Here is a 23,492-nt window from a genome sequence, read left to right on the forward strand (position 1 = left end):
GGAGGCTCGATTCCCGCCCCACGGAAAGCGAGCAATAAGCTTCGGAAAATACGGCTTCTTACTTTCTAAACAGCCTGAAGAGCCGCCTCGATTGCATGAGGCGGCTCTTTTATTTTATTCCAGGAACTGTGCCGGGGTACTCAATAAATCGATGCCCCAGACGAGCGGCAGGAAGTAGTAGACAGCGAGGCCGACAAAAACGATCCCGAAAACGTTCAGGATAAAGCCGGCACGGGCCATATCGATGATTTTCAAATAACCCGACCCGAAGACGACGGCATTTGGCGGTGTTGCCACCGGCAGCATGAATGCACAGGACGCTGTCACAGCAGCCGTTACCATCAGCGCATACGGATGGATGCCGAGCGCGACTGCCAGTGAAGCCATGATCGGGAACATCATCGACGCAGTAGCGGTATTGGAAGTGATTTCTGTCAGGAACAGCACGAATGCCGCAACGACGAGAACGATAATAAGGACATTAACTCCTTGCAAGCCGATCAATTGGCCGCCTACCCATTCAGAGAGCCCTGATTGAGTGAAGCCTGCGGCAATCGCCAAACCGCCCCCAAAGAGCAATAAGATCCCCCATGGCAATTTAACGGCTGTCGACCAATCCAGCAAATGGTCGCCTTGGCGGTTTTTCGACGGAATCGCAAACAAAATCAGTGCAGCAATCAATCCGACCATCGCATCGTTCAAGCCAGGCAAGAATTCCACCAACAGGAACGAGCGGGTGATCCAAGCAAAAGCTGCCAGCAGGAAGATCGAAAAAACGATTTTTTCTTCATAGGAAGCGTTGCCGAGCTCCGTCTTTTGTTCTTTAATGACGGCACTTCCCCCTGGCAATTCTTTTAATTTCAACGGAAAAGCTATTTTGATCAGATAAAACCAAGCCACAAAGATAAAGATCCAGGCAAGCGGCACGCCGAACAGCATCCATTCGGCAAAAGTGATTTCAATGCCATAAATTTCATTGACTGCACCGGCAAGCAAAGTGTTCGGCGGCGTCCCGATTAAGGTCGCGATTCCGCCAAGAGAAGCGGAATAGGCAATGCCGAGCATGAGCGCTTTGCCAAAGCTGAAGTTTTCTCGGGACGTATCGATGGAATCGTCATGCTTCAGCGCTTCCGATACCTGGTAGATAATCGCCAAGCCGATCGGCACCATCATCATGGCCGTGGCCGTGTTGGAAATCCACATAGACAAGAAGCCGGTCGCCACCATGAACCCGAGAATGATGCGTTCTGTGTTTGTGCCGATCAAGGCAATGATGGTCAAGGCAATGCGTTTGTGCAAATTCCATTTTTCCATCGTCAAGGCGATCATGAAGCCTCCCATGAACAGGAAAATCGTGTCGTTTCCATAAGCCGAAGTGGTCTCCCCTACGTCCAATCCCCCGGTTAACGGAAACAGCACAATCGGCAAAAGCGAAGTTGCCGGGATCGGAATCGCTTCTGTGATCCACCATGTCGCGATCCAAATGGTGCTCGCCAGGATTGCTTTCGCTTCCGGTGTCAAGCCTTCCGGATTCACGAACAGCATCGTTAAAATGAACAGCAAAGGGCCGAGGAACAGCCCGATCAGCTGCGGCGTATTGTAGCTTTTCTTTTTGAAGCGTTCATCGTATGTACCTGCGTCTTCTGCACGGTCGCGGTCGTTCCCTGGGGAAGTCGAGCCGGGCTTGGCGAAAAAGCGCAGCATGTCTTTTGCCTGATGATGTTTTTCCCACATCCAGTTCCACGTCGTTGAAATCATCTCATCACTCCATTTTTTAAAAAATTGTTTAATTATTCCACCCGCTTTAGTGTATCCGTTTTCATTTTTTAGGACAAGTGCTGTACTGAGGTCTGACCTGTGAACTTTCCGTTTTGGAACCACCCGCATTTTATCCATTTTTTCTATTCGGCAATGCTTCGCCTAATTAAGCATAAGCTAAAAAAGAAGCTGCCGGGAAATTTCCGGCAGCTTCTGTTCATGCTATTATTTGCTTTCCGATTCGCCGATCGGATTTCGTTCATCGCCGACGCCGGTATTGCTATGGGCGCCTTCTTTTCTCATCTTCTGGCCGTCTTCCTGCGATTCACGGTCAATCCCTTCGAACTCTTCACGTTTTCTTCGGTCCGTATTCCGCGATGGGTTGGCATCTCTGGAAAATTCGTCTCTAGGCATTGCGCTTCCTCCTCTTGGACTGCTTTCCCCTCCTATTCCCTAAGAACACCGCTTAAAACGTATTATCACAAGTTGAACAGCCCATAGCCGAAATAAACCGATAGGACCGACAAGGCAGCGAATACCAGATGTTCCACAAAGCTGCCGGTCGATGTCGTAAGCGGCAAGCGGACCGTTACGCGCAGCGGAAATAAAAGCTTCACGCCCCGTTTCGTCGCCATATCCAATACGATGTGGCTGATCATGCCGACGAGAATCCCTGCCGCCAAAGCTTCATTTGGCAGCACCGCTTGAAACAATACTGTCATGAGCAGCAGAAACAGCAGGCTATGGGTGAAAGTTCGATGGCCGAACAAGGTGCTGATCAGTTTCGATAAGATTGGCAGGCTCCTGCCGATTTTGCTCGATCCGTGGCAAATATCGGGAATCAACGCCCCGGCCACTCCGCCGATCAATAAGATGGCCGGTTCGTAATGGGAAACTTGCGCAAATGCCAGGCTTGCTGCGATGCCGCCCGTGATGTGTGTTTTTCCTGTCATAGCTGATTGCGCTCCTTTTTCACGTGAATCACTCTTCAATTTCTATTATAACGTTTTTCGGGTATGCTAAAGACATCGAAATCAGCAAAAAGGAGTCGTTTTTCATGGGAATTCACCGTTTTTTCACCTCATTAAATGATTTGGAGCGAATCATCCGTGCACCCGGCAGGTTCAAGTTTGAAGAGCATAACGTCGCCGCACACTCCTGGAAAGTCAGCCAGTACGCCATGTTCTTCGCTACGATTGAAGAACGCGAAGGCCGCCCTGTCGATTGGAAATCCCTCTATGAGCGGACTATCAACCATGACTTTGCAGAAGTGTTTATCGGGGACATCAAAACCCCTGTAAAATACGCATCACCTGAACTCAAGGAAATCCTCGCGAAAGTCGAAGAAGGGATGATGGAGAAATTCATCCTGAAAGAAATTCCGGAAGAATTCCAGGAAGTGTTTTTCGACCGGATGAAAGAAGGCAAAGACGAGTCGCTTGAAGGCCGGCTATTGGAATTCGCCGATAAGCTTGACCAATTCTACGAAGCGTTTGCGGAACTGAAGCGCGGCAATACCGATAAGGAATTCCTGAAAATGTACCGCATTGCCCTCAGCAAGATCCTCGACCTTCCGCTTACCGCGAGTGTCACTTATTTCCGCGAAGTGATACTCGATGACATCATGACGGAAGATACAGCGATCGATATCCGCAAAATTACAAAGCGCGTTCTCGACGCACATTGATACAATTCCTCAGCACCATTATGTAAATTGTGATAAATTAAAAGAAACTATCTCGGAGGTGAATCCCTTATTTAAGGGAATTTATTGGACCCCATACTTTTACTGAATTTAGCTCTTCTCGTCTTACTCATTGCATTAACCGCATTTTTCGTCGGTACGGAATTTGCTGTCGTTAAAGTCCGCATGTCACGCATCGAGCAGCTGATCGAGGAAGGCAATAAAAAAGCCGTCACTGTCAAGAAAGTCGTCAGCGATCTGGACTATTATTTGTCCGCTTGCCAGCTCGGCATCACCGTGACCGCCCTCGGCCTCGGATGGCTCGGGGAACCGACTGTCGAACGGCTGCTTCATCCGCTATTCGACTGGCTCGGTGTCCCTTCAGCGGTTTCGACGATCGTGTCGTTCGCATTCGCTTTTGCACTGGTGACATTTTTGCACGTCGTCATCGGGGAATTGGCGCCAAAATCGCTGGCATTGCAATTTGCGGAACGAATGACTTTGTCGCTGGCCCCAGCGCTTTATATCTTTGGGAAAATCATGTATCCGTTCATTTTCGTCTTGAACGGCTCTGCCCGCCTGCTGCTTCGCATGTTTGGCGTTGAACCTGCCGGCGAACAGCAAGCCCATTCAGAAGAAGAACTGAAGATTATCATGGCGCAGAGCTTCCAAAGCGGTGAAATCAACCAGACGGAGCTTTCCTATATGCAGAATATCTTTGCATTCGATGAGCGCAGCGCCAAAGACGTCATGATCCCGCGCACGCAAATGGTCGCGTTTCCAGACGATTTGTCCACTGATGAATTGCTGGCAGAACTTCGTGAGCACCGCTTTACACGCTACCCGATTGCACGCGACGGCGATAAAGATGATTTAATTGGCTTCATCAACGCCAAGGAAGTATTGACTCATTATGCGATCAATAACGATGTTCAAATGATGGAACTTGTCCATGACCTTCCGTATTTCCACGAAACGACACCGCTACAGATGGCGCTCGTGAAAATGCAGAAAGACCGCACCCATATCGCACTCGTCATCGATGAATACGGCGGCACGTCTGGCCTGATCACGATGGAAGATATTCTCGAGGAGATCGTCGGGGAAATACGGGATGAGTTTGATGAAGAAGAGGAAGCTGAAATCGTGAAAGAAAGCGACATCCGCTATGTGGTGAATGGCCGTGTGCTATTGAAAGACTTGGAAGAGCGATTCAGCCTGAAATTTGCGGATAGCGACGAAATCGATACCATTGCGGGCTGGATGCAACATCAGCTCATCGAAGCCGAAGCCGGGGATTCATTCGAAAAAGGCGGCTACCAATGGGAAATCATTGCGATGGAAAATCACCATATCCTCAAAATTGCATTCGAGAAAATTGAAGAACCGGAAATCAATGCGTAAACAAGGCTGCCCACAGGCAGTCTTGTTTTTTTTTGGGAAAAGAAGTGATTGACCATTAACCATTATTTCTTTACGATAAGAACAAATGTTCTTATTTTTAGAAAGGAGTGGTGAAGATGAAAAAGAAACATCATTTGACGGTTAAAGGGGACGTATTGGACAGAGGGCAATTGAAATGGGGGGCACTGATGCTGCCGGAACATGTCCGGATGCTGCGGGAATGGCGGGCCGATGAACCTTCCAAGCATAAGCCCCATCTCGATGAAGAAGAACTCGGTTTGTTGCAGGAAGAGATCGGCATTGCACACCAGCGGCAATGCATGGCCGAAATGCGCTATTGGGACGACGGGCTGGCAGCCGTATCCGGGATCATCACTGCTATCGACCTATCCAACCAAACACTAGAAATCACCTCCGGCCCTGATATTTTCCGCATCGCTTTTGCCGACCTTCTCGGCATCCGAACGGTCGACTAAAGCTATATGTTATGGCGTGAAAACGGATAATTTCCTTTTTTAAGGTTATTTCTTGGCTACAGCGGGCATATACTAAATAACTTTACAAAACAAATGGAGGTATAAAGTTATGAGCAAAGTGACGTCCTATGCCAAAGAACTTGGCCAAGAATTCAAAAAAGACCACGCGACGACACTTGCGGCAGCCCAGGCATATTATTATCTACTGGCAATTGTCCCATTATTGATTTTGCTGCTGGCCATTCTGCCGTATTTGCAGATCGACCCGCAGCGGGCTGTCGATTTCATCGGCACGATTTTGCCGGGTGAAGTCGCTTCAACATTCGAAGATACCATCGTCAGTGTCGTGACGACACCATCCGGCGGCCTATTGACTTTCGGTATCCTCGGTACGCTTTGGTCCGCCTCGAACGCAATGACTGCGTTTATGGACGCAACAAACCAAGCGTATGACGTAGAAGAAACCCGTTCTTTCTTCGTGAAGAAAGGATTGGCGATCGTCTTGACGCTGTTCATGCTGATTGCTGTTATCGTTGCACTGGTCCTGCCGATCTTCGGTGGCACGATCATCGATATGATCAATCAGTTCCTGAATCTGCCGCAACAAACGGAAATCATCTTCCAAGTGCTCCGTTGGGTCATTTCAATCGTAGTCATGAGCCTGGTATTGGCGATGCTCTACAAATTTGCGCCGAATAAACATTTCCCGTTCAAGGAAGTCATTATCGGTGCCGTCATCGCTACGATCTTGTGGCAGCTGGTTTCCCTCGGCTTCTCATTCTATGTATCGAATTTCGGAAGCTATTCAGCTACTTACGGTAGCCTCGGCGGATTGATCGTCTTGATTCTTTGGTTCTTCCTCACAGGTTTGATCCTGGTCGTCGGAGCTGAAATCAATGCAATCCTACACCGCCGGAAACATGCCAAGAGTGATTCGGAAGAAAGCAAATTGCAATCTGCTGAATCAGGTGACACAGAGTCTTCCATGAATAAGTATTAATGACAAAAGCCATCCGCTGATTCACTAGCGGATGGCTTTTTTTTCATATTTTTCTACTGGTTTGTTCGATGCCTGGACGATGCGCCAGGAAGTTTCGGAACGCAAACCCTTCCACTTGGGTTTCCGAATAGCGTTTTTGCAAAGCCTCGATTAAATTCGGATAATCCGAAGCGTTTTCAAGACGCTTGACATGATCGAAAATGCCATCAAAATCAGATCCTAGTCCAATATGGCGTTCTCCACCGAGCGTACAAAGATGGTCGATATGGCGCAGCAGATCCTCGATCGCCACCTGCTGGCTTCCGGGGTTGATGAACTCCGGACAGAACACGACATCGATCAAGCCGTTGCGCGAGAACATTGCCTCGATTTGCCCGTCGTCCAGATTGCGCGGATGATCGCACAGCTTCCGTGCATTCGAATGGCTCGCAATTGGATACTCGGCGAGTTCCATCACTTCCCAAAATCCTTCGAGCGATAGATGGGATACGTCCGTGAACACACGGTGATCGTTATTCAACTGCACCACTTGCTTGCCGAGCAGCGTCAACCCGCCGCCTCTCGGTTCGCCGACGCCATCTGCGCAGAGGTTGGCGAAATTCCATGTCAGCCCGATCGACAGCACGCCGAGCCTATAGAGATGCCGCAGTTTCGCAAGGTCGTTTCCAAAAGCATCTGCCCCTTCGAGCGCGAGCACTGCACCAATTTCATCCGGGCCGAGTGTGTCGATGTCTTCCCAACGGCGGATATGTTTCATAAGCGGCTCACTGAGCACTTCGCTGTAGAACAAATCGATCTGCTCCAATGCGTGCTGCCATTTCTCATTGTCCGGCAACTCAGGGTGCACGAACACCGCGAAAAACTGGACTTTGACGCCGCCTTGTTGCAAGCGTAGGAAATTGGTGTCGAGTTCTTCCGCATCGAAAAAATTGACAGGCTTTCCTCGAAACAATTCGTTGCGCTTCGCTACCTGCAGCTTCAGTAGCGCGTCGCAATGCGTATCAATGATCTGCACTCACTCATCCCCTTCTTCTGTACAGGCGCTGACAAAGCCTTCAAAGATGCGCAAAGACGCTGCGTCGCCTGCACGTGCCATATTTTCCGGATGCCATTGCAGCCCAAGCGCGAAACCATGCTCTTTGCTTTCAATCGCCTCTATGACGCCGTCGCTTGCGATCCCGGACACGAGATAATGTTCAGGCACACGGCGGTTCGACTGGTGGTGGCGGCTATTGACCTTGAGCTTCAGAGAATCCGTCAGCCGGTGCAAAAGCGAACCTTCCGCAACCTCGACAAAATGCGAGCCATGCTCTTTCGGCGCACGCTGCTGATGCTGCAGCAGGTTGCCCGCCAATTGAGACGGTGTATCCTGATACATGTCCCCCCCGACTGCGATATTCAAAATCTGGGCGCCTCGGCAAATCGCCAGCACCGGCTTATTTTTCTCCAGCACTTTTTCCAATAGCTCCAGCTCGAAGCGATCGCGTGAGGGAATGATGACGCCAAGGCCCGGATGCGGCTCTTCGCCGAATAATGTCGGGTCAATATCCCAGCCGCCGGCGAGGAACAATCCATCGATGTGCTCGGCGAGTTCTTCCAGTTCCGCCTGCCCTTCAATATGTGGAAGCATGATCGGCAAGCCGCCCGCTCGCACAATCGCTTCTGTGTCCGCAAGCTCTACATTGTATTCATCTTTCCCCAATTCCTTTGACGCGGTAATGCCGATGATCGGTCTCATTTCCATCACTCCTAAGTTGTTTGAATACTTGATATATTCACCATACAGAAGTTTTTTCAGGATGGAAAGAACAATCCAATCTTTCCCATCAAAAAGAAACAGCCCGCAAAAGACACGAAGCCTTCCGCCGCTGTTTCTGTCAAAACTGATTATTTATCGTCCTTCGAAGCTCTCCCCTATCATTCGGCTTGATATCCGGCAATCGCTTCGGCAATCGCGTTTTCGATCGGCGTGACATTCGCCAAATCATTGTTCAGGATGATCGCGAAGACCAGCCGTTCGCCGTCTTGTGTCGTTGCATAGCCGGCCAGAGAAGAAACCGAGGACAAGCTGCCGGTTTTCGCCTGGACATTGCCTTCCGCCGCCGTGCCTTTCATGCGGTTGCGTAAGGTGCCGCCGACCAAGCGTTCCGAAGCACCTGCTACCGGCAAGGATTCAAGGAACGTATCAAACCATGGTTCATTCTGAGCACCGGATAGTAACTGCGAAATCTCATTCGCCGGAATCAAATTGACGTGGGACATTCCGGAAGCATCGCGCAGATGAATGGTGTCGACATTGACGCCAAGCTTGCCAGCGGTTTCCTCCATCACGTCGAGGCCCGCTTCCCAGCTGCCTTCCCCGTTCACCACGCGGCCCATTTGTTTCGCCAACGCTTCACCATGTCCGTTATTGCTCAGTTTCATGAACGGGATTGATAGTTCCGCAAGCGTCATCGATTGATGTTCCAACAACATGCGGCTATCCGGCGGCGCAACGCCCATCACCGTTTCAGAGTTCCCGATCAGCTCGACGCCTTCCTTATCAAGGGCCTTTGCGAACAAGCTGAGCGCATATCCGGAAGGTTCATCGACTGCGATCCATTCACGCGTCCGGCTGCCCTGTTCCGGGATATTGCCTTCCACGATGATTTCATTCGTTCCGTGGTCTCTCGTGATGCTCAAGGTTTTCGGTTCGCCAGCTGCCACCGTTTGGGCGTTATTGGTGATCGTCACATAATCCGTTTCAGGCGACAAACTGACCCGCACCTCATCTCCCGCCGCCTCTCCGGCATTCGCTTCCACGATGATCGACCCCGCGTCGTAATCGCCATTCGGTGAGGCGGTCAATGCGGATACTTGGGCTCCGACATAATACACTTCATTTTTCCATGTCATGTCTTCAGATAAGCGTTCATCATCGAACCAGCTATCGTCTCCGATCAAGTCGCCTTTCACTTTATGTATGCCTTGTGCTTTCAATTCTTTTGCAAAGCGCTCGAAATCCTCCTCGAGCAATGTCGGGTCGCCTTTGCCTTTCAAGTAAAGATTGCCTTGGAGCACTTTGCCTTTCAGTTCCCCGTCGGTATGCAGCTCTGTCGAGAACCGGTGATCTTCTCCCAAAGTTTCAAGTGCCGCCGACATAGTGAACAGCTTCATATTGGATGCCGGTTTGAGCCGGATGTCGCCAAAATGATCGTATATTTTTTCCCCGCTATTCGCTTTTCGGATGCTGACGCCTGCGAGCGCGCCGTCCAAGCTGTCATCTTGCAGAATATCATTCACTTGTGCAGTTAACGCTGCATAGTCACCGTTTGCTCCTGCCATCTCTCTATCACTTCCCATCTGCAGCGGGGATGCCGCCAAAGCTCCTGCCAGCACGAGCAATCCCGCCGCTCTCCATCGATTCAATTTCGCCATTTTACTTCCTCCTCCAAGTGGTTTGTAAAAAATGTACCACAAATAAAGTAAGAATTTTCTGATACCTGAATAATCAGAACTAATGGCTTACTACTATTTTATATTAATAGTAAATAAATCCAAATAAAATCTATATTTTTATTCGTTTCTTTTTCGCTAGGTTCTTTCAGCCTAGCCGCATTAAAAAAACCGCACCGGCAAATTGCCGATGCGGTTTCTTCTTTATTATTGCTCGATCAATTCCAATTCTACAGGAATCGATGCTTCCACTTCTTCGCCGTCCAAGTGCTGGATAGCCGTTTCGACAGCCATTTCACCGATCATTTCCGGTTTTTGGGCAATCGTTCCGGCAAGACGGCCTTCTTCTACTGCTGCGACTGCATCGTTTGTGGCATCAAATCCGACAACGGTGACATCTTTGCCAGAAGCTTCAATTGCTTCAAGTGCACCAAGTGCCATTTCATCGTTGTGCGCAAACACTCCGGTTACATCAGGGTTTGCTTGCAGGATATTTTCCATAACCGACAAACCTTCTGCACGGTTGAAGTTCGCCGTTTGCTTGGCAACGACATCCAAGCTGTCTGCTGCGATATTATTGAAGCCTTCTCCACGTTCACGAGCTGCAGAAGATCCTGGAACTCCTTCAAGTTCCGCTACTTTTGCTCCCTCACCTACCAGTGACAATAGGTGCTCAGCTGCCATTTCACCACCCGCTACGTTATCCGAAGCAATGTGGGAAACCACTTCGCCGTTTTCCGCGCTTCGGTCTACAGTAATGACCGGGATATCTGCATTGTTGGCAGAAGCGACTGCTGAAGCAACTGCTTCAGAATCGACCGGGTTGATTAGAATCATGTTCACGCCTTGTTGGATCAAGTCCTCTACATCACTTGCCTGCTTCGATGCGTCGTCTTGTGCATCAACTACAGAAAGAGTTGCGCCAAGTTCAGAAGCTTTAGCTTCTGCCCCTTCACTCAATGTTACGAAGAACGGGTTGTTCAATGTCGAGATCGAGAAACCGATTGTGTAATCGCCGCTCGCTTCCTCTCCGCCTGTTGTTTCTTCTGAATCTGAACCTGGTGCTTCCATGGAACATGCGGCCAAAACCATCATTGCCAAAAGGACGAACATCAATAGCATTTTCTTCATTTCTACCACTCCCTATACTGTTTTTTTACGGTCTAGCAATACTGCAAGCAATATAACTGCACCCTTCACCACTTGCTGGAAGAAGGAGGACACCCCAATCAAATTCAAACCGTTATTCAAGACGCCGATGATAAGCGCACCGATCAAGGTGCCGACGATCCATCCGCGGCCGCCTGTCAAACTCGTTCCGCCGAGTACCACGGCTGCGATGGCATCGAGCTCAAACATCTGGCCCGCTGTCGGCTGAGCTGAATTCAAGCGCGAAGTCAAAATCAGCGAAGCCAAAGCAGCAAGTGCACCCACCAAGGAATATACGTAAATCTTGATGCGGTCAGCATTGATTCCCGAAAGCACGGAAGCTTCTTCGTTGCCGCCCACTGCGTATACGCGGCGGCCGAATGTCGTTTTCTTCAAAATGAAGTAAAGGATGCCGAAACTGACGAGCATCGTCACGACCGGCACCGGGATGCCGAGGAAATAGCCTTTTCCGAGCATCTGGAACGCCATACTGTCGCCAAGCCCTGAAATCGGCCGGCCTTCTGTATAGACGAGCGTCAAGCCCCGGTAAATGGTCATCGTCGCAAGTGTCGCGATGAATGGCGCCACTTTGCCTTTCGCGATGATGACGCCGTTGATGGCTCCGAGAACAGCCCCGAGGAATAGCCCCAGCAGCATCGCTAAGATCGGGTCAATTCCTGAAGCCATCATGCCAGCTGTCACAGCACCCGTAAGCGCCAAGATCGATCCGACCGATAAGTCGATTCCGCCGGTCAAGATGACAAAGGTCATCCCGAATGCAATCAACGCATTGATCGACACTTGTCGGAGGACGTTCAAAATATTGCTCATGGATAGAAAACTCGGGTTAATTGCGGTAATGATGATAATGATTAAAATCAACCCGATAAACGGCGCGATTTTTTGGAACAAGCTTGTATTAGCGGACTTCAGCTTCAAGTTTCCCACCTCCTGTTGCATAATGCATAATAGTTTCCTGAGTCACTTCCTGCTTCGGCAAATCTGCCGTCAGTTTGCCTTCGTGCATGACGAGCACACGGTCTGCCATGCCGATCACTTCCGGAAGTTCGGAAGAAATCATCAGGATGGCAACGCCTCGAGCGGCCAATTCGTTGATGATCGAATAAATCTCTTTTTTTGCGCCGACATCGACTCCCCGTGTTGGCTCATCGAGTATGAGCACATCCGGTTCGATGCCGAGCCATTTCGCGATGACGACTTTTTGCTGGTTGCCTCCACTGAGCGATTTGGCTGCCTGGTCTGGCCCTGATGTCCGGATGCCAAGACGTTTCACCATCCGGTCGTACAGGCTGCGTTCTTTTTCTTTCGACAGCAATCCTTTTTTGGAAATGGATTCAAAGTTCGCCATGCTGATGTTTTCTTCGACTGTAAAATCGACGATCAGCCCCTCGGATTTGCGGTCCTCGGTCACATAGCCGATGCCGAGCTCTTTCGCTTTTTGCGGATTATCAATCTTTGCCGGCTTGCCATCGAGTTCCACAGTTCCTGAATCCGCTTTCTTATAACCGAATAATGACTGCGCCACTTCTGTGCGCCCGGCCCCCATCAACCCAGCAATCGAAACGATTTCCCCTTTGTGGATATCGAAGGAAATATCTTCAAAACAATCTTTCCGCGATAGGCCTTTAACTGATAGTTTCACATCGCCTATTGCTGAGCTTCGTTCCGGGAAACGATCGCCGAGTTCACGGCCGACCATCAACTGGACAATTTCTTCGAAGCTGGTTTCGCTGATCTTCCGTTCACCGACGAATTCACCGTCGCGCAATATGGTGATGCGGTCGCACAGCGAAAAAATTTCTTCCATGCGATGTGAAATATAGACGAATGACACGCCGCGCTTTTGCAGGTCGCGGATGGTCACGAATAAAGTTTCGATTTCGCGGTCCGTCAGTGCCGCCGTCGGTTCATCCATGATGATCATTTCCGCATCCATCGATAAAGCTTTGCCGATTTCCACCAATTGCTGCTGTCCGACAGACAATGTGCTTGCGGGAAGCGATGGGTCGATATCGAGTCCTAAATCCCCTAAGATCTTTTTCGTTTTGCGTTCCATGTCTTTCGTCTTCAGGATGCCTGTGCGCCCGACGGTTTCCTCTCGGCCGAGAAAGAGATTGTCTGCAATCGACAGGTGCGGAAGGATATTCAATTCCTGATGGATGACGGCGATGCCTTCCGCTTCTGCCTGCTTTGGCGAAGTGAATTCGACTTTTTTGCCTTTCACTTCCACTGTACCGGAGTCGCGTGTATAGATGCCGGACATGATTTTCATCAAGGTCGATTTCCCGGCGCCGTTCTCGCCCATCAAGGCGTGGATCTCGCCTTTTTCAAGAGAGAAGTGGACGTTTTTCAAGACGTTGTTGCCGCTGAACGACTTGCAAATATCGGTCATTTTGATCATATTGATCATTTCGTTCACCTGCCTCATTAAAAGATGACGCCCGACTGGAGAATGACATTCGCATATGGGCTTGCTTCCCCTGTGCGGATGATCAGTTTGGCGTTATGGCTCATCGCCTTCAATTCCTCGTGGCTGATATAGCGGCAATCCAATTGCTGTTGCATACCAGCTTCCAAGCCTTTATTGTGATCGCTTATTTCCCGGGCAATATAAGCCGCTTCCGCTTCGAAATCCTCAAGCACTGCAGCCAGCACCGTCTCAAAAGAAGGCTCCCCGATGCGGTAGGATAAATCGACGCATGGCACATGTTCCGGTACCGGCAGCCCGCAATCGGCAATGACAAGCAGATCAGTATGCCCGAACCGCGCCAAATGGCCGGCGATGTCGCGATTGATTATGCCTTGTTTTTTCATTTTGCTGCCTCCATCCGGGAAACGACTTCCGTACGGTTCGGCATGCCGCCTTGCGCCCCGAATTTCTCCACCGATAAGGAGGCAGCGGCGTTGGCAAAGCGGACAGCTTCTTTGAACTCGCTGCCTTCAGCTAGGGCAACTGCTAAGGCACCGTTAAAAGTATCTCCCGCTCCCGTCGTATCGACCGCTTGTGTCGGAAACCCTTCGACAGTTACATGCTTGTCGCCATCGAAATAGCGGGCACCGTTTTTTCCAAGTGTCACGACCATGCGGTTCGGATAACGTTCCAGTTCGAGTTCCCAATTCGTGCCGAACAACTCTTCCGCTTCGGTTTCATTCGGCGTCAAAAAGTCCGCTTGTTTCATCGCCTCCGTGAATCCGCCAGCTGGCGCTGGATTCAAAATAGCCGGTACGCCGAGTTCTTTAGCAAGTTGCAGCGTATATTCCACGACCGGAATCGGCAGTTCCAACTGCAGAATGACCATTGAACTTTTTTCAATTGCCTTTTTCTGTGCATCGATGTCCGATTTCGTCAGTTCGTGGTTGGCGCCTGGCACGACGATGATGCGGTTGTCGCCTTCTGACAACAGGATATTGGCGATTCCGCTCGCCCCGTCCGTTTTTTTGACTCCTTGTGTGTCAATCTGTTCTGTTTCCAAGCCACTTAGAAGCTGTGTGCCGAACGCATCGCTGCCGACTGCCCCGACCATATGCACTTGGTCGCCGAGCCTTGCTGCTGCGACTGCCTGGTTGGCGCCTTTTCCGCCAGGGACTGTCGTATATAAATTCCCTAGCACAGTTTCGCCTTGCTTCGGAAAGCGTTCCGTTCCGACCACAAGATCCATATTGATGCTGCCCACTACTGTAATCATCATTCCACACTCCTTGTTGTGCCGCGCAAGACCAGCTTGACCGGAATTTCGTAGAAGGTTTCTTCCACAGGTTTGTTCTCGATTCGCTTGATCAAAATGCGGGTGGCAATTGCGCCCATTTTATAGACGTCCTGGGCGATGGTCGAGAGGCCTGGCGACAGCATCTCACCCATTGCAATGCCGTCAAAACCGATAATCTGCAAATCGTCCGGCACGTTTCTGCCGAGTATTGCAGCCGCTTTCAAAGCCCCCGCTGCCGACACATCGCTCGAGGCGAAAATGCCGTCAATTGCTGGGTTTGCCTTCAGTTCCCGCTCCACGATTTTCTGTGAGTCCGCGTAATGGAACGGGCAGGTGACGATACGATAGTCGACAGCCGATTTTCCGATTGCTTCCATGAATCCGTCATAGCGGTCATTTGCAGGATTCAATGCTTCCGGTCCCCGCAGGAACAAGATGTTTCGGCATCCGCGTTCGAGCAATGCATTCGTCCCAAGCACCGCTCCCTCTTTATTATTCGAGGAGACCACGGGGATCTTTTCGTTGATCGCCCGGTCCAGTGCCACAATTGGCAGCTTCGTATCCGCATAATGCGGCGCGTCGAGCTGATTCGATGTCACGATAAAACCGGCGATGTATTTCTTCTTCAAGGTTTCGATATAGTTCTTCTCTTTTTTCGGGTCTTCGTCTGAGTTGCACAAGATAACGGTATAGCCATAGCTCAAAGCGACATCTTCCACCGCCCGCGCAAGCTCCGGGAAAAACGGGTTCGTGATATCCGGCAAAATGAGTCCGATTAAACTGGAACGTTTCGTGTTCAAAGAGCGTGCGACCGGATTCAATTCATATTCCAATTCCTCGACTGCTTCTGTCACCGCTTTGGCGGCATCGGCGCTGACATAGCCGCTGCCATTCAAAAAACGTGAAACCGTCGCAACGGAAACGCCTGCTTTTTTCGCCACATCTCTAATCGTTGTCATCGCTCTTCTCCGTTCTCAGGTTATGTGTAACCGGTTACACATACTATAAAACGTCCCTTTCTGCTTGTCAACGTGATTTGATATTTTGGTATTTTTCAAAATATAAAAACACCCCGACAATTGATGTCGAGGTGTTCTAGGCTGTCGAGAAAGTTAAAAAGCCGTATTTTTCGAAGCTTATCGCTCGCTTTCCGTGGGGCGGGAATCGAGCCTCCTCGTTCGCTCCGCTCACTGCGGGGTCTCTCAAACCCGCTGCTCCCACTGGAGTAGAGCGAACGCTTCTCCAAATACTGAGACAAATCGTTGATTTTTCATTGTAGAATAATGTCGTACTCTTTTCACTTATAGTGGATTATAGACTTCTTCAACACTCTAAAACACCCCGACAATGGTGTCGGGGTGTTCATAATCAATATGCCAGCATCCGCTCGCCGCAGTTTTCTTCGGTTAAGCTATAGCTGATAACGTTTTTCCTTTTTTTCCGCAGCAAGCGGACAGCCATATTCTTTTCCATTTCATCGGAAGCGATGACATGGATCGGACAGTCCGGTATTTCTTCGTAGCTGCGGATAAAATAAGCGACTGGGAGTTCGAATGCGCCTTCGACGGGATCTTTATAGGAAATATTATAGGCTCTCACATCCAGCAAGAGAATATCGCCATCTTCTTTCAGGTTGTCTGCACAGTCGTGCTTGACCCCTTTGGCCGTGACATAGCGTTTATAGAAACCGTTGGAGCCGGCAAGAGCCAGCAACGCGATCGGGATGCCAATACTCATTGTTTCGATCTTCCCCTTCTGGATTGTGTTTTTCAAAGAGAAACCGCCGAAGCCAAAGCTTAAGCGGTTGTGCCTCTATTATTGTTTCACGGACGCGACTTCTTGCTGCCATTTGCTGTAGCCGCCTGTCATATTGACCAGGTTATCGATGCCGTTCGCTTTCAGTACACTTGCAGCGATAGCGGAACGGGCACCCGCCTGGCATTGCACGATGATCGTTTTGTCTGTATCCACTTCATCCAAGCGATTTTTCAAGGTACCGACCATAATGTGCTCGGCGTTATCGATATGCCCTTCATCGAATTCCGTCTGATTGCGGACATCGAGCACATACGCTTCGCCTTTTTCGACCATCTCATTCGCTTCGGATGGCGAGACGTTTTCATAAGAAGCCAAGTTGTCCGCTTGTGCCAGGACAGTTTCTGCCTCTGCAAAACCGTAGACTTCATCAATTCCGACTGAACGGAGGGCAACCAATGCTTCATCGAGTACTTCCGTGTCGAGAAGCAAGTACAAGGGTTTGTTGTAATCAACGACCCATCCTGCCCAGTTCGTGAAGGAATTGTTGAACGGAATGTTGATCGTTCCTTGGATATGGCCTTTGCTGTAGGCATCTGCCGGGCGCATATCAAGCACTTGTTTGCCTTCTGCAAGAAGCGCTTCGATATCTGCGGCTGATGTAATTTCTTTCAGTTCCGGCAAGTCTTTGATCAGCTTCTGGCCGACTTTATTGACCGATTTCATCACTGCGAAGTAATACGGCGGCTCCGGTTGGCCTTCGAGCAAAGCTTTCTTGAAAGAAGCTTCATCATCGAATTGCATCGCCCAGTTAAAGGCTTTTTCGTAACCGACTGTCGTCGATGGAACCGCGCCGAGCGCTTTACCGCAAGCAGATCCGGCACCATGCGCCGGCCAAACTTGTAAATAATCCGGAAGCGCCTTGAAGCGTTCAATCGATTTGAACATCGACGCCGCACCTGAATCGGACGTACCTTGGATGCCTGCCGCTTTTTCCAGAAGGTCTGGGCGCCCGACGTCGCCAACAAAGACAAAGTCGCCTGTAAAGATGCCCATCGGCTTGTCTGCGGATCCGCCTTTATCCGTCAATAGGAAGGAAATGCTCTCCGGGGTATGGCCTGGCGTGTGCATCACGTCAAATACCAGGTTGCCGATATTGAACTGGTCGCCGTCTTTCAATAATTGATGGCTGATTCCATCCAGGTTCTGATATTTCCAATCGGCATCGCCTTCATCCGAAACATAGAGCTTCGTGCCGAAACGGTCATTCAGTTCCCGTGAACCGGACACAAAGTCAGCATGGATATGCGTTTCAAGAGCGCCAACAATATTCAGTTTCTCTTTTTTCGCCAGTTCTTCGTATGCTGTGATATCGCGCATTGGATCAACGACGACTGCTTCGCCTGTTTTTTGGCACCCTACTACATAAGATGCGTGAGCCAATTTTTCGTCATAGAAATATCGTAATAACATGGAATCAATCTCCTTTTTTTGTTTTCGTTTTCTTAATCTTAATATACCCCATAGGGTATAAATTGTAAACACATATGCTTACATTTTTATCGGCTTTCTTCAACACATTAAAAAAGCTCCAGGAGGGCAGCAAGTGCGCTCTTGAAGCTTAAAGGCGTATCATTTTTTTCCATTAAAAAAATCAGGAAGCTCGCTCGCTTTCATTGGAAACTGCGCTTTTCGCTTGTTGACAAAGGATTGAATGCCTTCATCCGCATCAGCATTCTGCCCCGCCCAGTGGAGGAACTTCGATTCCGCGAGATGCGACTCATGCGGATGATCCGCGCCAAGCATCTTCCATAATAATTGGCGCGTAAAGCTATTGGAGGTGGCGGCGGTATTTTCTGCAATGTCCCGTGCGATTTCATATGCTTTTTCAAGTGGATCTTCCGATTCATATTGCATGAGCCCCGCCTCTACCGCTTCAGCCGTCGGGATATAGCGCCCCGTCAGTGTCCATTCGAGTGCTTTTCCGATGCCGACGATGCGCGGCAAAAACCAGCCGGAGGAAGCTTCCGGGCCGATGCCGCGGCGTCCGAAGACGAAGCCGATTTTCGCATCTTTTTTGACGATGCGGATATCCATCGGCAAAGTCATGGTCATGCCGATGCCGACCGCAGGGCCGTTGATGGCGGCAATGATCGGTTTTTTCACTTCATAGACTTGGTTGCTGACCTGCCCGCCGAGGTCACGGTATTCTTCCGCGCTTTGTTCGGAAGCGAACGTCGAGCCGCCGTCCGATAAGTCCATCCCGGCGCAAAACGCACGCCCGGCGCCGGTCACGACAATGACGCGCACTTCGTCGTCGGCATCCACATTGCGGTAGAAATCCAATAGTTCTTCGTTCATTTGTTCCGTATAGGCATTCATTTTTTCAGGGCGATTCAAAGTCAATGTCAGAATCCCGTCCGATAATTCGGTTTTAATGGTTTCGTACAAGCGTATTCACTCCCTCTTCATATTCCCGCTCCAGCTGCTCGACAGCTTCCTTGACCGTCTCGCGCTTCGTCACCGTCGTCACGCCGTGGCCAGCCGACCAAATATCACGCCATGCCTTGGCATTGACGAGATGAGACAAATCGACTTCCTTTTTCGGCTTTAAGGTTTTCGGATCGATGCCTTGCTTTTCAAGGCTCGGGATGAGTACATTCACCGGAACGCCGCTGAACGAATCGGTGTAAAGAATGTCTTCGATCGATGAATCGATGACCATTTGCTTGTACTCTTCGGGCGCGCTGCTTTCCTCGACTGCCAAAAAGCGCGTACCCATATAGGCATAATCTGCGCCCATTAATAAAGCAGCTGCCACATCTTGCCCGGTCGACAAAGAACCCGACAGGATGATGGTGCCGTCAAAGAACTTCTTGACCGCCGCAATGAAAGCGAACGGATTGAGCGTGCCCCCGTGCCCGCCAGCGCCTGCGCACACAAGGATCAATCCATCGACGCCGCTTTGTGCCGCTTTCTTCGCATGCTTCGCATTTGCTACATCTGAATAGACGAGGCCGCCGTATGCGTGGACGATTTCGAGCACTTCTGCAGGCGAGCCAAGCGACGTGATAACAATCGGCGGCTGATGCTCACGGATCAATTCAACGTCTTCGTCGTAGCGCTTGTTCGAACCACGGTGGCTGATGAAATTGACAGCCCACGGAATATCGCCAAGCGCTTCTTTCACTTCAACGAGCCATTTCGCACATTCTTCAGCGGGGCGCGCATTCAATAGAGGAAACGAGCCGATGACGCCGGCACGCCCTGATTCAATGACCATTTGAGGCGTCGATACAAGAAACATCGGCGCCACGATAACCGGCAGCTTAGGCATGTTCAATCACCACCGCAATTCCCTGTCCGCCGCCGATGCATAGGCTCGCGACTGCATATTTCCCGCCGCGGCGCTTCAATTCATAAGCCGCTGACAGCAAGATACGTGCGCCGCTCGCACCGACCGGATGGCCAAGCGCAATCGCCCCGCCGTTGACGTTCACTTTCGAACGATCCAGCCCAAGCTCTTTCTCCACCGCCAAATATTGCGCCGCAAAGGCTTCGTTCACTTCGACCAAATCAATATCATCAATTGTCAGTTCCGCTTTTTCCAGCGCACGGCGGATGGCAGGGACCGGGCCGATGCCCATGATTGTCGGATCGACGCCGGCGACATGCCAGGACACGATGCGGGCGACAGGCGATAAGCCATGCTTTTTGACTGCATCTTCCCCTGCCACGACAAGAGACGCCGCACCGTCATTGATGCCTGAAGCATTGCCTGCTGTTACGGAGCCGTCTTTCTTGAACGACGGGCGCAGTTTCGATAAGCCTTCCGTATTGGCATCCGGTTTGATATGTTCGTCTTTATCGACCACAACCGTGCCTTTTCGCGTTTTCACTTCGACGCCGACAATTTCTTCGTCAAACTGTCCGCCAGTTGCCGCTCTAGTTGCCCGCTGGTTTGATTCGACCGCGAATTCATCCTGGGCTTCACGGGAAATATCGTATTGCTCTGCCAGTTTCTCCGCTGTCATCCCCATCCCGCTGCCGGTATATTGGTCGGTCAGCGTCGCGAGCAGCATGTCTTCAAACTGCATCGGCCCCATCTTCGCCTTGCTGAAACGCTGCGTGAAATTCGCATACGGCGACATCGACATATTCTCCGCACCGCCAGCCAAGACGATATCCGCTTCACCGAGCAAAATGTGCTGCGCTGCGGAAACGACTGCCTGCGCACCCGATCCGCAAAGCCGGTTCAATGTCAGGGCCGGCACTTCCTGTGGAACACCTGCATTCAGCCCGATATGGCGTGCCAGGTAAGCTGCGTTGACATTCGACTGGATGACATTGCCGTAAATGACGTGATCTACATCTTCCGCTTTGACATTCGCTCTTTTGAGCGCTTCCACCGCTGTCGCCGTGCCAAGTTCTGTCGCATCGGTATTCGCAAATGAACCGCCAAAAGCCCCAAATGCCGTTCTTGCTCCATCTACTAGATATACATGTTTCATGTCCATTTCTCCTTTTCACGCCCGCTCTGAAAGGGCTTACATATTTTCGCTTCACTTGTCAGAAAATTTAATTATCCATTCAATCATACCGTCCAGTATGTGCTTTTGCAAAAATATTTTACCTTCTATTTAAAATTCAACGCTTTGTTTAATTTAATTTGCGGATCACCAGAAAAAGAAGACCCATGACGAGTCTTCTTCTATTGTTAAGGAAGCAATACCAGTTTCCCTGTACTTTTCCGGCTTTCCATAAGTGCATGGGCTTGCGCCGCCTGTTCGAGCGGATAGCGCCCGGTAATCGAGACGTTCAGTTTGCGCTGTGCAAGCAGTTCGCTGATTGTGGCTTCTGCATGCTTCAAAAACCCTGGACGCTGCTTGCGGTAGGTGCCAGTGCTGTAACCGAGCACCGCCCGGCAGCTTGAATGGAGTTCGTCTGTTTTGACATTGCCCGGAACAGAGCCTTCATTGGCATGGCCGAATGACACGATGCGGCCGAAAGGAGCCAGAACCTCAAGACTGCGCTCGAAATTTTCACCAGCAATTGTATCCAGGATGACGTCCACACCCTTGCCGCCCGTCAGTTCAGCGACCACTTCCGCGAAGTTTTGCTCGCGGTAATTGATTGCAATCGCGCCAAGGTCTTCTACCACTTTCTTTTTCTCTTCGCTGCCGACCGTTCCGTAGATTTCCGAGACGCCGGCAAGTTTCGCCAATTGGATGGCGATCGTGCCGATGCCGCCTGCCGCTGCATGGATCAAGACCGATTCACCTGGCTGTATCCGGGCGACTTCATGCAGCACATTATAGGCAGTGATGCCGACAGTCAAAGTCGCTGCCGCCTCTTCAAAGGAGACGCTGTCCGGAATCTTGTAGACAAGCTGGTCGGAGGCGACGACATATTCCGCGTAGGACCCGGAAGCCGGGAATGCACGCACACGGTCGCCTGCAGACAAGCCGGTCACTGCGCTCCCCGTTTCTTCGACGATGCCCGCGCAATCCAGCCCCGGCGTGAAAGGCTCGTTATTTGCCACGCCGTGATATTGTCCGAAGCGCGCCTTAATATCGGCAAAATTGACGCTGACCGCTTCGACTTTGATGAGCACTTCATGGTCTTTCGCTATTGGTTTTGGCACTTCCTGAAGCTTCAGCACTTCAGGAGGGCCAGTTGTTTCTGCAATGATCGCTTTCATGTGGACGCCCCTTTCATTAGAAAATCAACAGGCAGGCACCGATGACCAGGCCGCCGTAAATCAAGGCGATCATCGTGTAGCCCATGATGTCGCGGATTTTCAAACCGGCAATCGCGAGCAGCGGAATCGCCCAGAATGGCTGGATCATATTCGTCCAGCTATCGCCCCAGGCTACAGCCATGACGATTTTTGCAGGATCGACGCCCATTTCGAGCGCTGCCGGAAGCATGATCGGCGCCTGGACCGCCCATTGGCCGCCGCCTGATGGGATGAAAATGTTCAAGATTCCTGCCGACAAGAAGGTGAAGAGCGGCAAAGTCGTTTCATTCGAAATATCAATGAAGAAATTCGACATCATGACAGCAAGCCCCGACGCGCCGAGCATGCCCATGATTCCTGCATAGAACGGATATTGCAACACGAACTGGCCGACGCTGCTGACGGATTTCAACAATCCTTCTGCCAGCTCCCGGACATTTCCGAACATGAGAAGCGCGGCTGTCAGGAAGATCAAGTTGACGGTGTTCAAATCGAGTGAGAAGCCATTCGTGTAGAAATGGTTGATCAAATAGCTTAAGCCGAGGAATCCGCCGATCAATGGGATGAGGCGGGATTTCTCGATTTTGTCATTCGGATAATCCTCATGATCTTGCGGTGCCTCTTCTGTAACTGGCTCTTCCAAACGCGCCGGATCCACCAGATAACGGTCTTTCGGGTTGCGCGGATGGATAAAGCGCATGACGAAAGGAAGGGTGAAGAACAGGATCACCACAATGGCAATATTCACTGCAGAAAGCAGCGTTTCCGAAATCGGCACAATTCCAATATCCCCTTCAAACACATGCCCTGCGGTCGCCACAAAAAGTGCCGGGGAAGAAGACAAGCCGCCTTCCCAGATTAAAAATCCTGAATATCCCGCAGCTACGAGTACACGGTAATCGACGTCGTGCACTTTCTTTGCGACCAGTTTCGCAATAATGCCCGCTACGACAAGGCCAAAAGCCCAGCTGATAAGAGATGCGCCAAGTGCCGTGAAGGTCACCATTAAAATGGCGGAATTCGGCCCTTTAGGAATGCCGGCAATCTTTTCAAGCGCCCTGGAAACGGTCGGCGTCAAGGCCAGCGCATAACTCAATACGAAAGTCGTGATGATCTGTGCTGTAAAAGTCAAAAGGCCCCACATGCCGTCTCCCCAGTGGCGCATCATGTCGATCGGCCCTGAATCTGTAAAGAAGACCCCTGCAATGAATGCAATCGCCGTCAGCAACACCGCGAATACGAATGCATCCGGGAGCCATTTTTCGGCGATTTTGGCCAACACATTCGCTACTTTGGCGAGCGGGTTGTTCTGCTGTTTCTCTAAAACTGGATCTCTCTCATTGTTTTTTCCATTTGCCATCGT

23 protein-coding genes are annotated in these 23,492 nt (G+C 50.6%); 4 read left to right on the forward strand and 19 right to left on the reverse strand.

Annotated elements, in window-relative coordinates:
- Nucleotides 1–114: 114 nt before the first annotated feature.
- From M1Q06_RS14070 to M1Q06_RS14080, 3 genes are all read right to left on the reverse strand, one after another.
- On the reverse strand, nt 115–1,758 hold the full coding sequence (locus M1Q06_RS14070) for an SLC13 family permease (RefSeq protein WP_434400146.1): 1,644 nt from the start codon (nt 1,756–1,758) through the stop codon (nt 115–117).
- A 225-nt stretch (nt 1,759–1,983) separates the two neighbouring features.
- The gene (locus tag M1Q06_RS14075; protein WP_121298588.1) at nt 1,984–2,172 is read right to left on the reverse strand and encodes a hypothetical protein; all 189 of its coding nucleotides are present in this window, start codon (nt 2,170–2,172) and stop codon (nt 1,984–1,986) included.
- 65 nt (nt 2,173–2,237) lie between these two features.
- Entirely contained in the window at nt 2,238–2,711 is a 474-nt protein-coding gene (locus tag M1Q06_RS14080) for a metal-dependent hydrolase (RefSeq protein WP_121298589.1), read from the reverse strand.
- A gap of 104 nt (nt 2,712–2,815) precedes the next feature.
- On the opposite strand from M1Q06_RS14080, the gene M1Q06_RS14085 reads away from it, so the two are divergent.
- From M1Q06_RS14085 to M1Q06_RS14100, 4 genes are all read left to right on the forward strand, one after another.
- Nucleotides 2,816–3,445: a YfbR-like 5'-deoxynucleotidase gene (locus M1Q06_RS14085; RefSeq protein ID WP_121298590.1), complete on the forward strand. Its 630-nt coding sequence runs from the start codon at nt 2,816–2,818 to the stop codon at nt 3,443–3,445.
- Nucleotides 3,446–3,529: 84 nt separating this feature from the next.
- On the forward strand, nt 3,530–4,846 hold the full coding sequence (locus tag M1Q06_RS14090) for a hemolysin family protein (protein ID WP_241663049.1): 1,317 nt from the start codon (nt 3,530–3,532) through the stop codon (nt 4,844–4,846).
- Nucleotides 4,847–4,962: 116 nt separating this feature from the next.
- The gene (locus M1Q06_RS14095; RefSeq protein WP_434400149.1) at nt 4,963–5,322 is read left to right on the forward strand and encodes a YolD-like family protein; all 360 of its coding nucleotides are present in this window, start codon (nt 4,963–4,965) and stop codon (nt 5,320–5,322) included.
- A 109-nt stretch (nt 5,323–5,431) separates the two neighbouring features.
- Nucleotides 5,432–6,322: a YihY/virulence factor BrkB family protein gene (locus tag M1Q06_RS14100; protein ID WP_434400151.1), complete on the forward strand. Its 891-nt coding sequence runs from the start codon at nt 5,432–5,434 to the stop codon at nt 6,320–6,322.
- 43 nt (nt 6,323–6,365) lie between these two features.
- Here M1Q06_RS14100 and M1Q06_RS14105 read toward each other — a convergent pair whose 3' ends face one another.
- The 16 genes from M1Q06_RS14105 to M1Q06_RS14180 all read right to left on the reverse strand — a co-directional run bounded on the left by M1Q06_RS14105 (nt 6,366) and on the right by M1Q06_RS14180 (nt 23,489).
- Nucleotides 6,366–7,337 carry a dipeptidase gene (locus tag M1Q06_RS14105; protein ID WP_434400153.1) on the reverse strand — a complete coding sequence of 324 codons (972 nt, stop codon included), beginning with the start codon at nt 7,335–7,337 and terminating at the stop codon, nt 6,366–6,368.
- The gene (locus M1Q06_RS14110) at nt 7,338–8,060 is read right to left on the reverse strand and encodes a gamma-glutamyl-gamma-aminobutyrate hydrolase family protein (RefSeq protein WP_434400155.1); all 723 of its coding nucleotides are present in this window, start codon (nt 8,058–8,060) and stop codon (nt 7,338–7,340) included.
- Nucleotides 8,061–8,239: 179 nt separating this feature from the next.
- Entirely contained in the window at nt 8,240–9,739 is a 1,500-nt protein-coding gene (dacB, locus tag M1Q06_RS14115) for a D-alanyl-D-alanine carboxypeptidase/D-alanyl-D-alanine endopeptidase (RefSeq protein WP_434400157.1), read from the reverse strand.
- 225 nt (nt 9,740–9,964) lie between these two features.
- Nucleotides 9,965–10,888: a ribose ABC transporter substrate-binding protein RbsB gene (gene rbsB, locus M1Q06_RS14120; RefSeq protein WP_434400159.1), complete on the reverse strand. Its 924-nt coding sequence runs from the start codon at nt 10,886–10,888 to the stop codon at nt 9,965–9,967.
- Between the two features lie 12 nt (nt 10,889–10,900).
- Nucleotides 10,901–11,845, reverse strand: a complete 945-nt coding sequence (locus M1Q06_RS14125) for an ABC transporter permease subunit (protein ID WP_241663066.1) — start codon at nt 11,843–11,845, stop codon at nt 10,901–10,903.
- Nucleotides 11,826–13,328 (reverse strand): sugar ABC transporter ATP-binding protein, encoded by a 1,503-nt coding sequence (locus M1Q06_RS14130; RefSeq protein ID WP_434402883.1) that lies wholly within the window; start codon nt 13,326–13,328, stop codon nt 11,826–11,828. The genes M1Q06_RS14125 and M1Q06_RS14130 overlap by 20 nt, the downstream gene beginning before the upstream one ends.
- 26 nt (nt 13,329–13,354) lie before the next feature.
- A complete protein-coding gene (rbsD, locus tag M1Q06_RS14135) occupies nt 13,355–13,741 on the reverse strand; it encodes a D-ribose pyranase (RefSeq protein ID WP_434400161.1) in 387 nt (128 codons plus the stop codon).
- Nucleotides 13,738–14,613 carry a ribokinase gene (gene rbsK, locus M1Q06_RS14140; RefSeq protein ID WP_434400163.1) on the reverse strand — a complete coding sequence of 292 codons (876 nt, stop codon included), beginning with the start codon at nt 14,611–14,613 and terminating at the stop codon, nt 13,738–13,740. The genes rbsD and rbsK overlap by 4 nt, the downstream gene beginning before the upstream one ends.
- Nucleotides 14,613–15,593 (reverse strand): LacI family DNA-binding transcriptional regulator, encoded by a 981-nt coding sequence (locus tag M1Q06_RS14145; protein ID WP_434400165.1) that lies wholly within the window; start codon nt 15,591–15,593, stop codon nt 14,613–14,615. The genes rbsK and M1Q06_RS14145 overlap by 1 nt, the downstream gene beginning before the upstream one ends.
- Nucleotides 15,594–16,002: 409 nt before the next feature.
- A complete protein-coding gene (locus M1Q06_RS14150) occupies nt 16,003–16,371 on the reverse strand; it encodes a hypothetical protein (RefSeq protein ID WP_434400167.1) in 369 nt (122 codons plus the stop codon).
- Nucleotides 16,372–16,449: 78 nt separating this feature from the next.
- Nucleotides 16,450–17,862, reverse strand: coding sequence for an MBL fold metallo-hydrolase (locus M1Q06_RS14155; RefSeq protein WP_434400169.1), 1,413 nt, complete (start codon nt 17,860–17,862; stop codon nt 16,450–16,452).
- 159 nt (nt 17,863–18,021) lie between these two features.
- On the reverse strand, nt 18,022–18,840 hold the full coding sequence (locus M1Q06_RS14160; RefSeq protein ID WP_434400172.1) for an enoyl-CoA hydratase-related protein: 819 nt from the start codon (nt 18,838–18,840) through the stop codon (nt 18,022–18,024).
- On the reverse strand, nt 18,824–19,726 hold the full coding sequence (locus M1Q06_RS14165; protein ID WP_434400174.1) for an NAD(P)H-dependent flavin oxidoreductase: 903 nt from the start codon (nt 19,724–19,726) through the stop codon (nt 18,824–18,826). The genes M1Q06_RS14160 and M1Q06_RS14165 overlap by 17 nt, the downstream gene beginning before the upstream one ends.
- A complete protein-coding gene (locus tag M1Q06_RS14170) occupies nt 19,719–20,900 on the reverse strand; it encodes an acetyl-CoA C-acetyltransferase (protein WP_434400176.1) in 1,182 nt (393 codons plus the stop codon). Before M1Q06_RS14170 ends, M1Q06_RS14165 begins: the two co-directional genes overlap by 8 nt.
- A gap of 206 nt (nt 20,901–21,106) precedes the next feature.
- Nucleotides 21,107–22,090 carry a quinone oxidoreductase family protein gene (locus M1Q06_RS14175; protein WP_434400178.1) on the reverse strand — a complete coding sequence of 328 codons (984 nt, stop codon included), beginning with the start codon at nt 22,088–22,090 and terminating at the stop codon, nt 21,107–21,109.
- A 16-nt stretch (nt 22,091–22,106) separates the two neighbouring features.
- A complete protein-coding gene (locus M1Q06_RS14180; protein ID WP_434400180.1) occupies nt 22,107–23,489 on the reverse strand; it encodes a short-chain fatty acid transporter in 1,383 nt (460 codons plus the stop codon).
- Nucleotides 23,490–23,492: the final 3 nt, after the last annotated feature.

Origin of the sequence: Planococcus sp. 11815, assembly GCF_051096385.1 — a bacterium.
GTDB lineage: Bacteria > Bacillota > Bacilli > Bacillales_A > Planococcaceae > Planococcus > Planococcus citreus.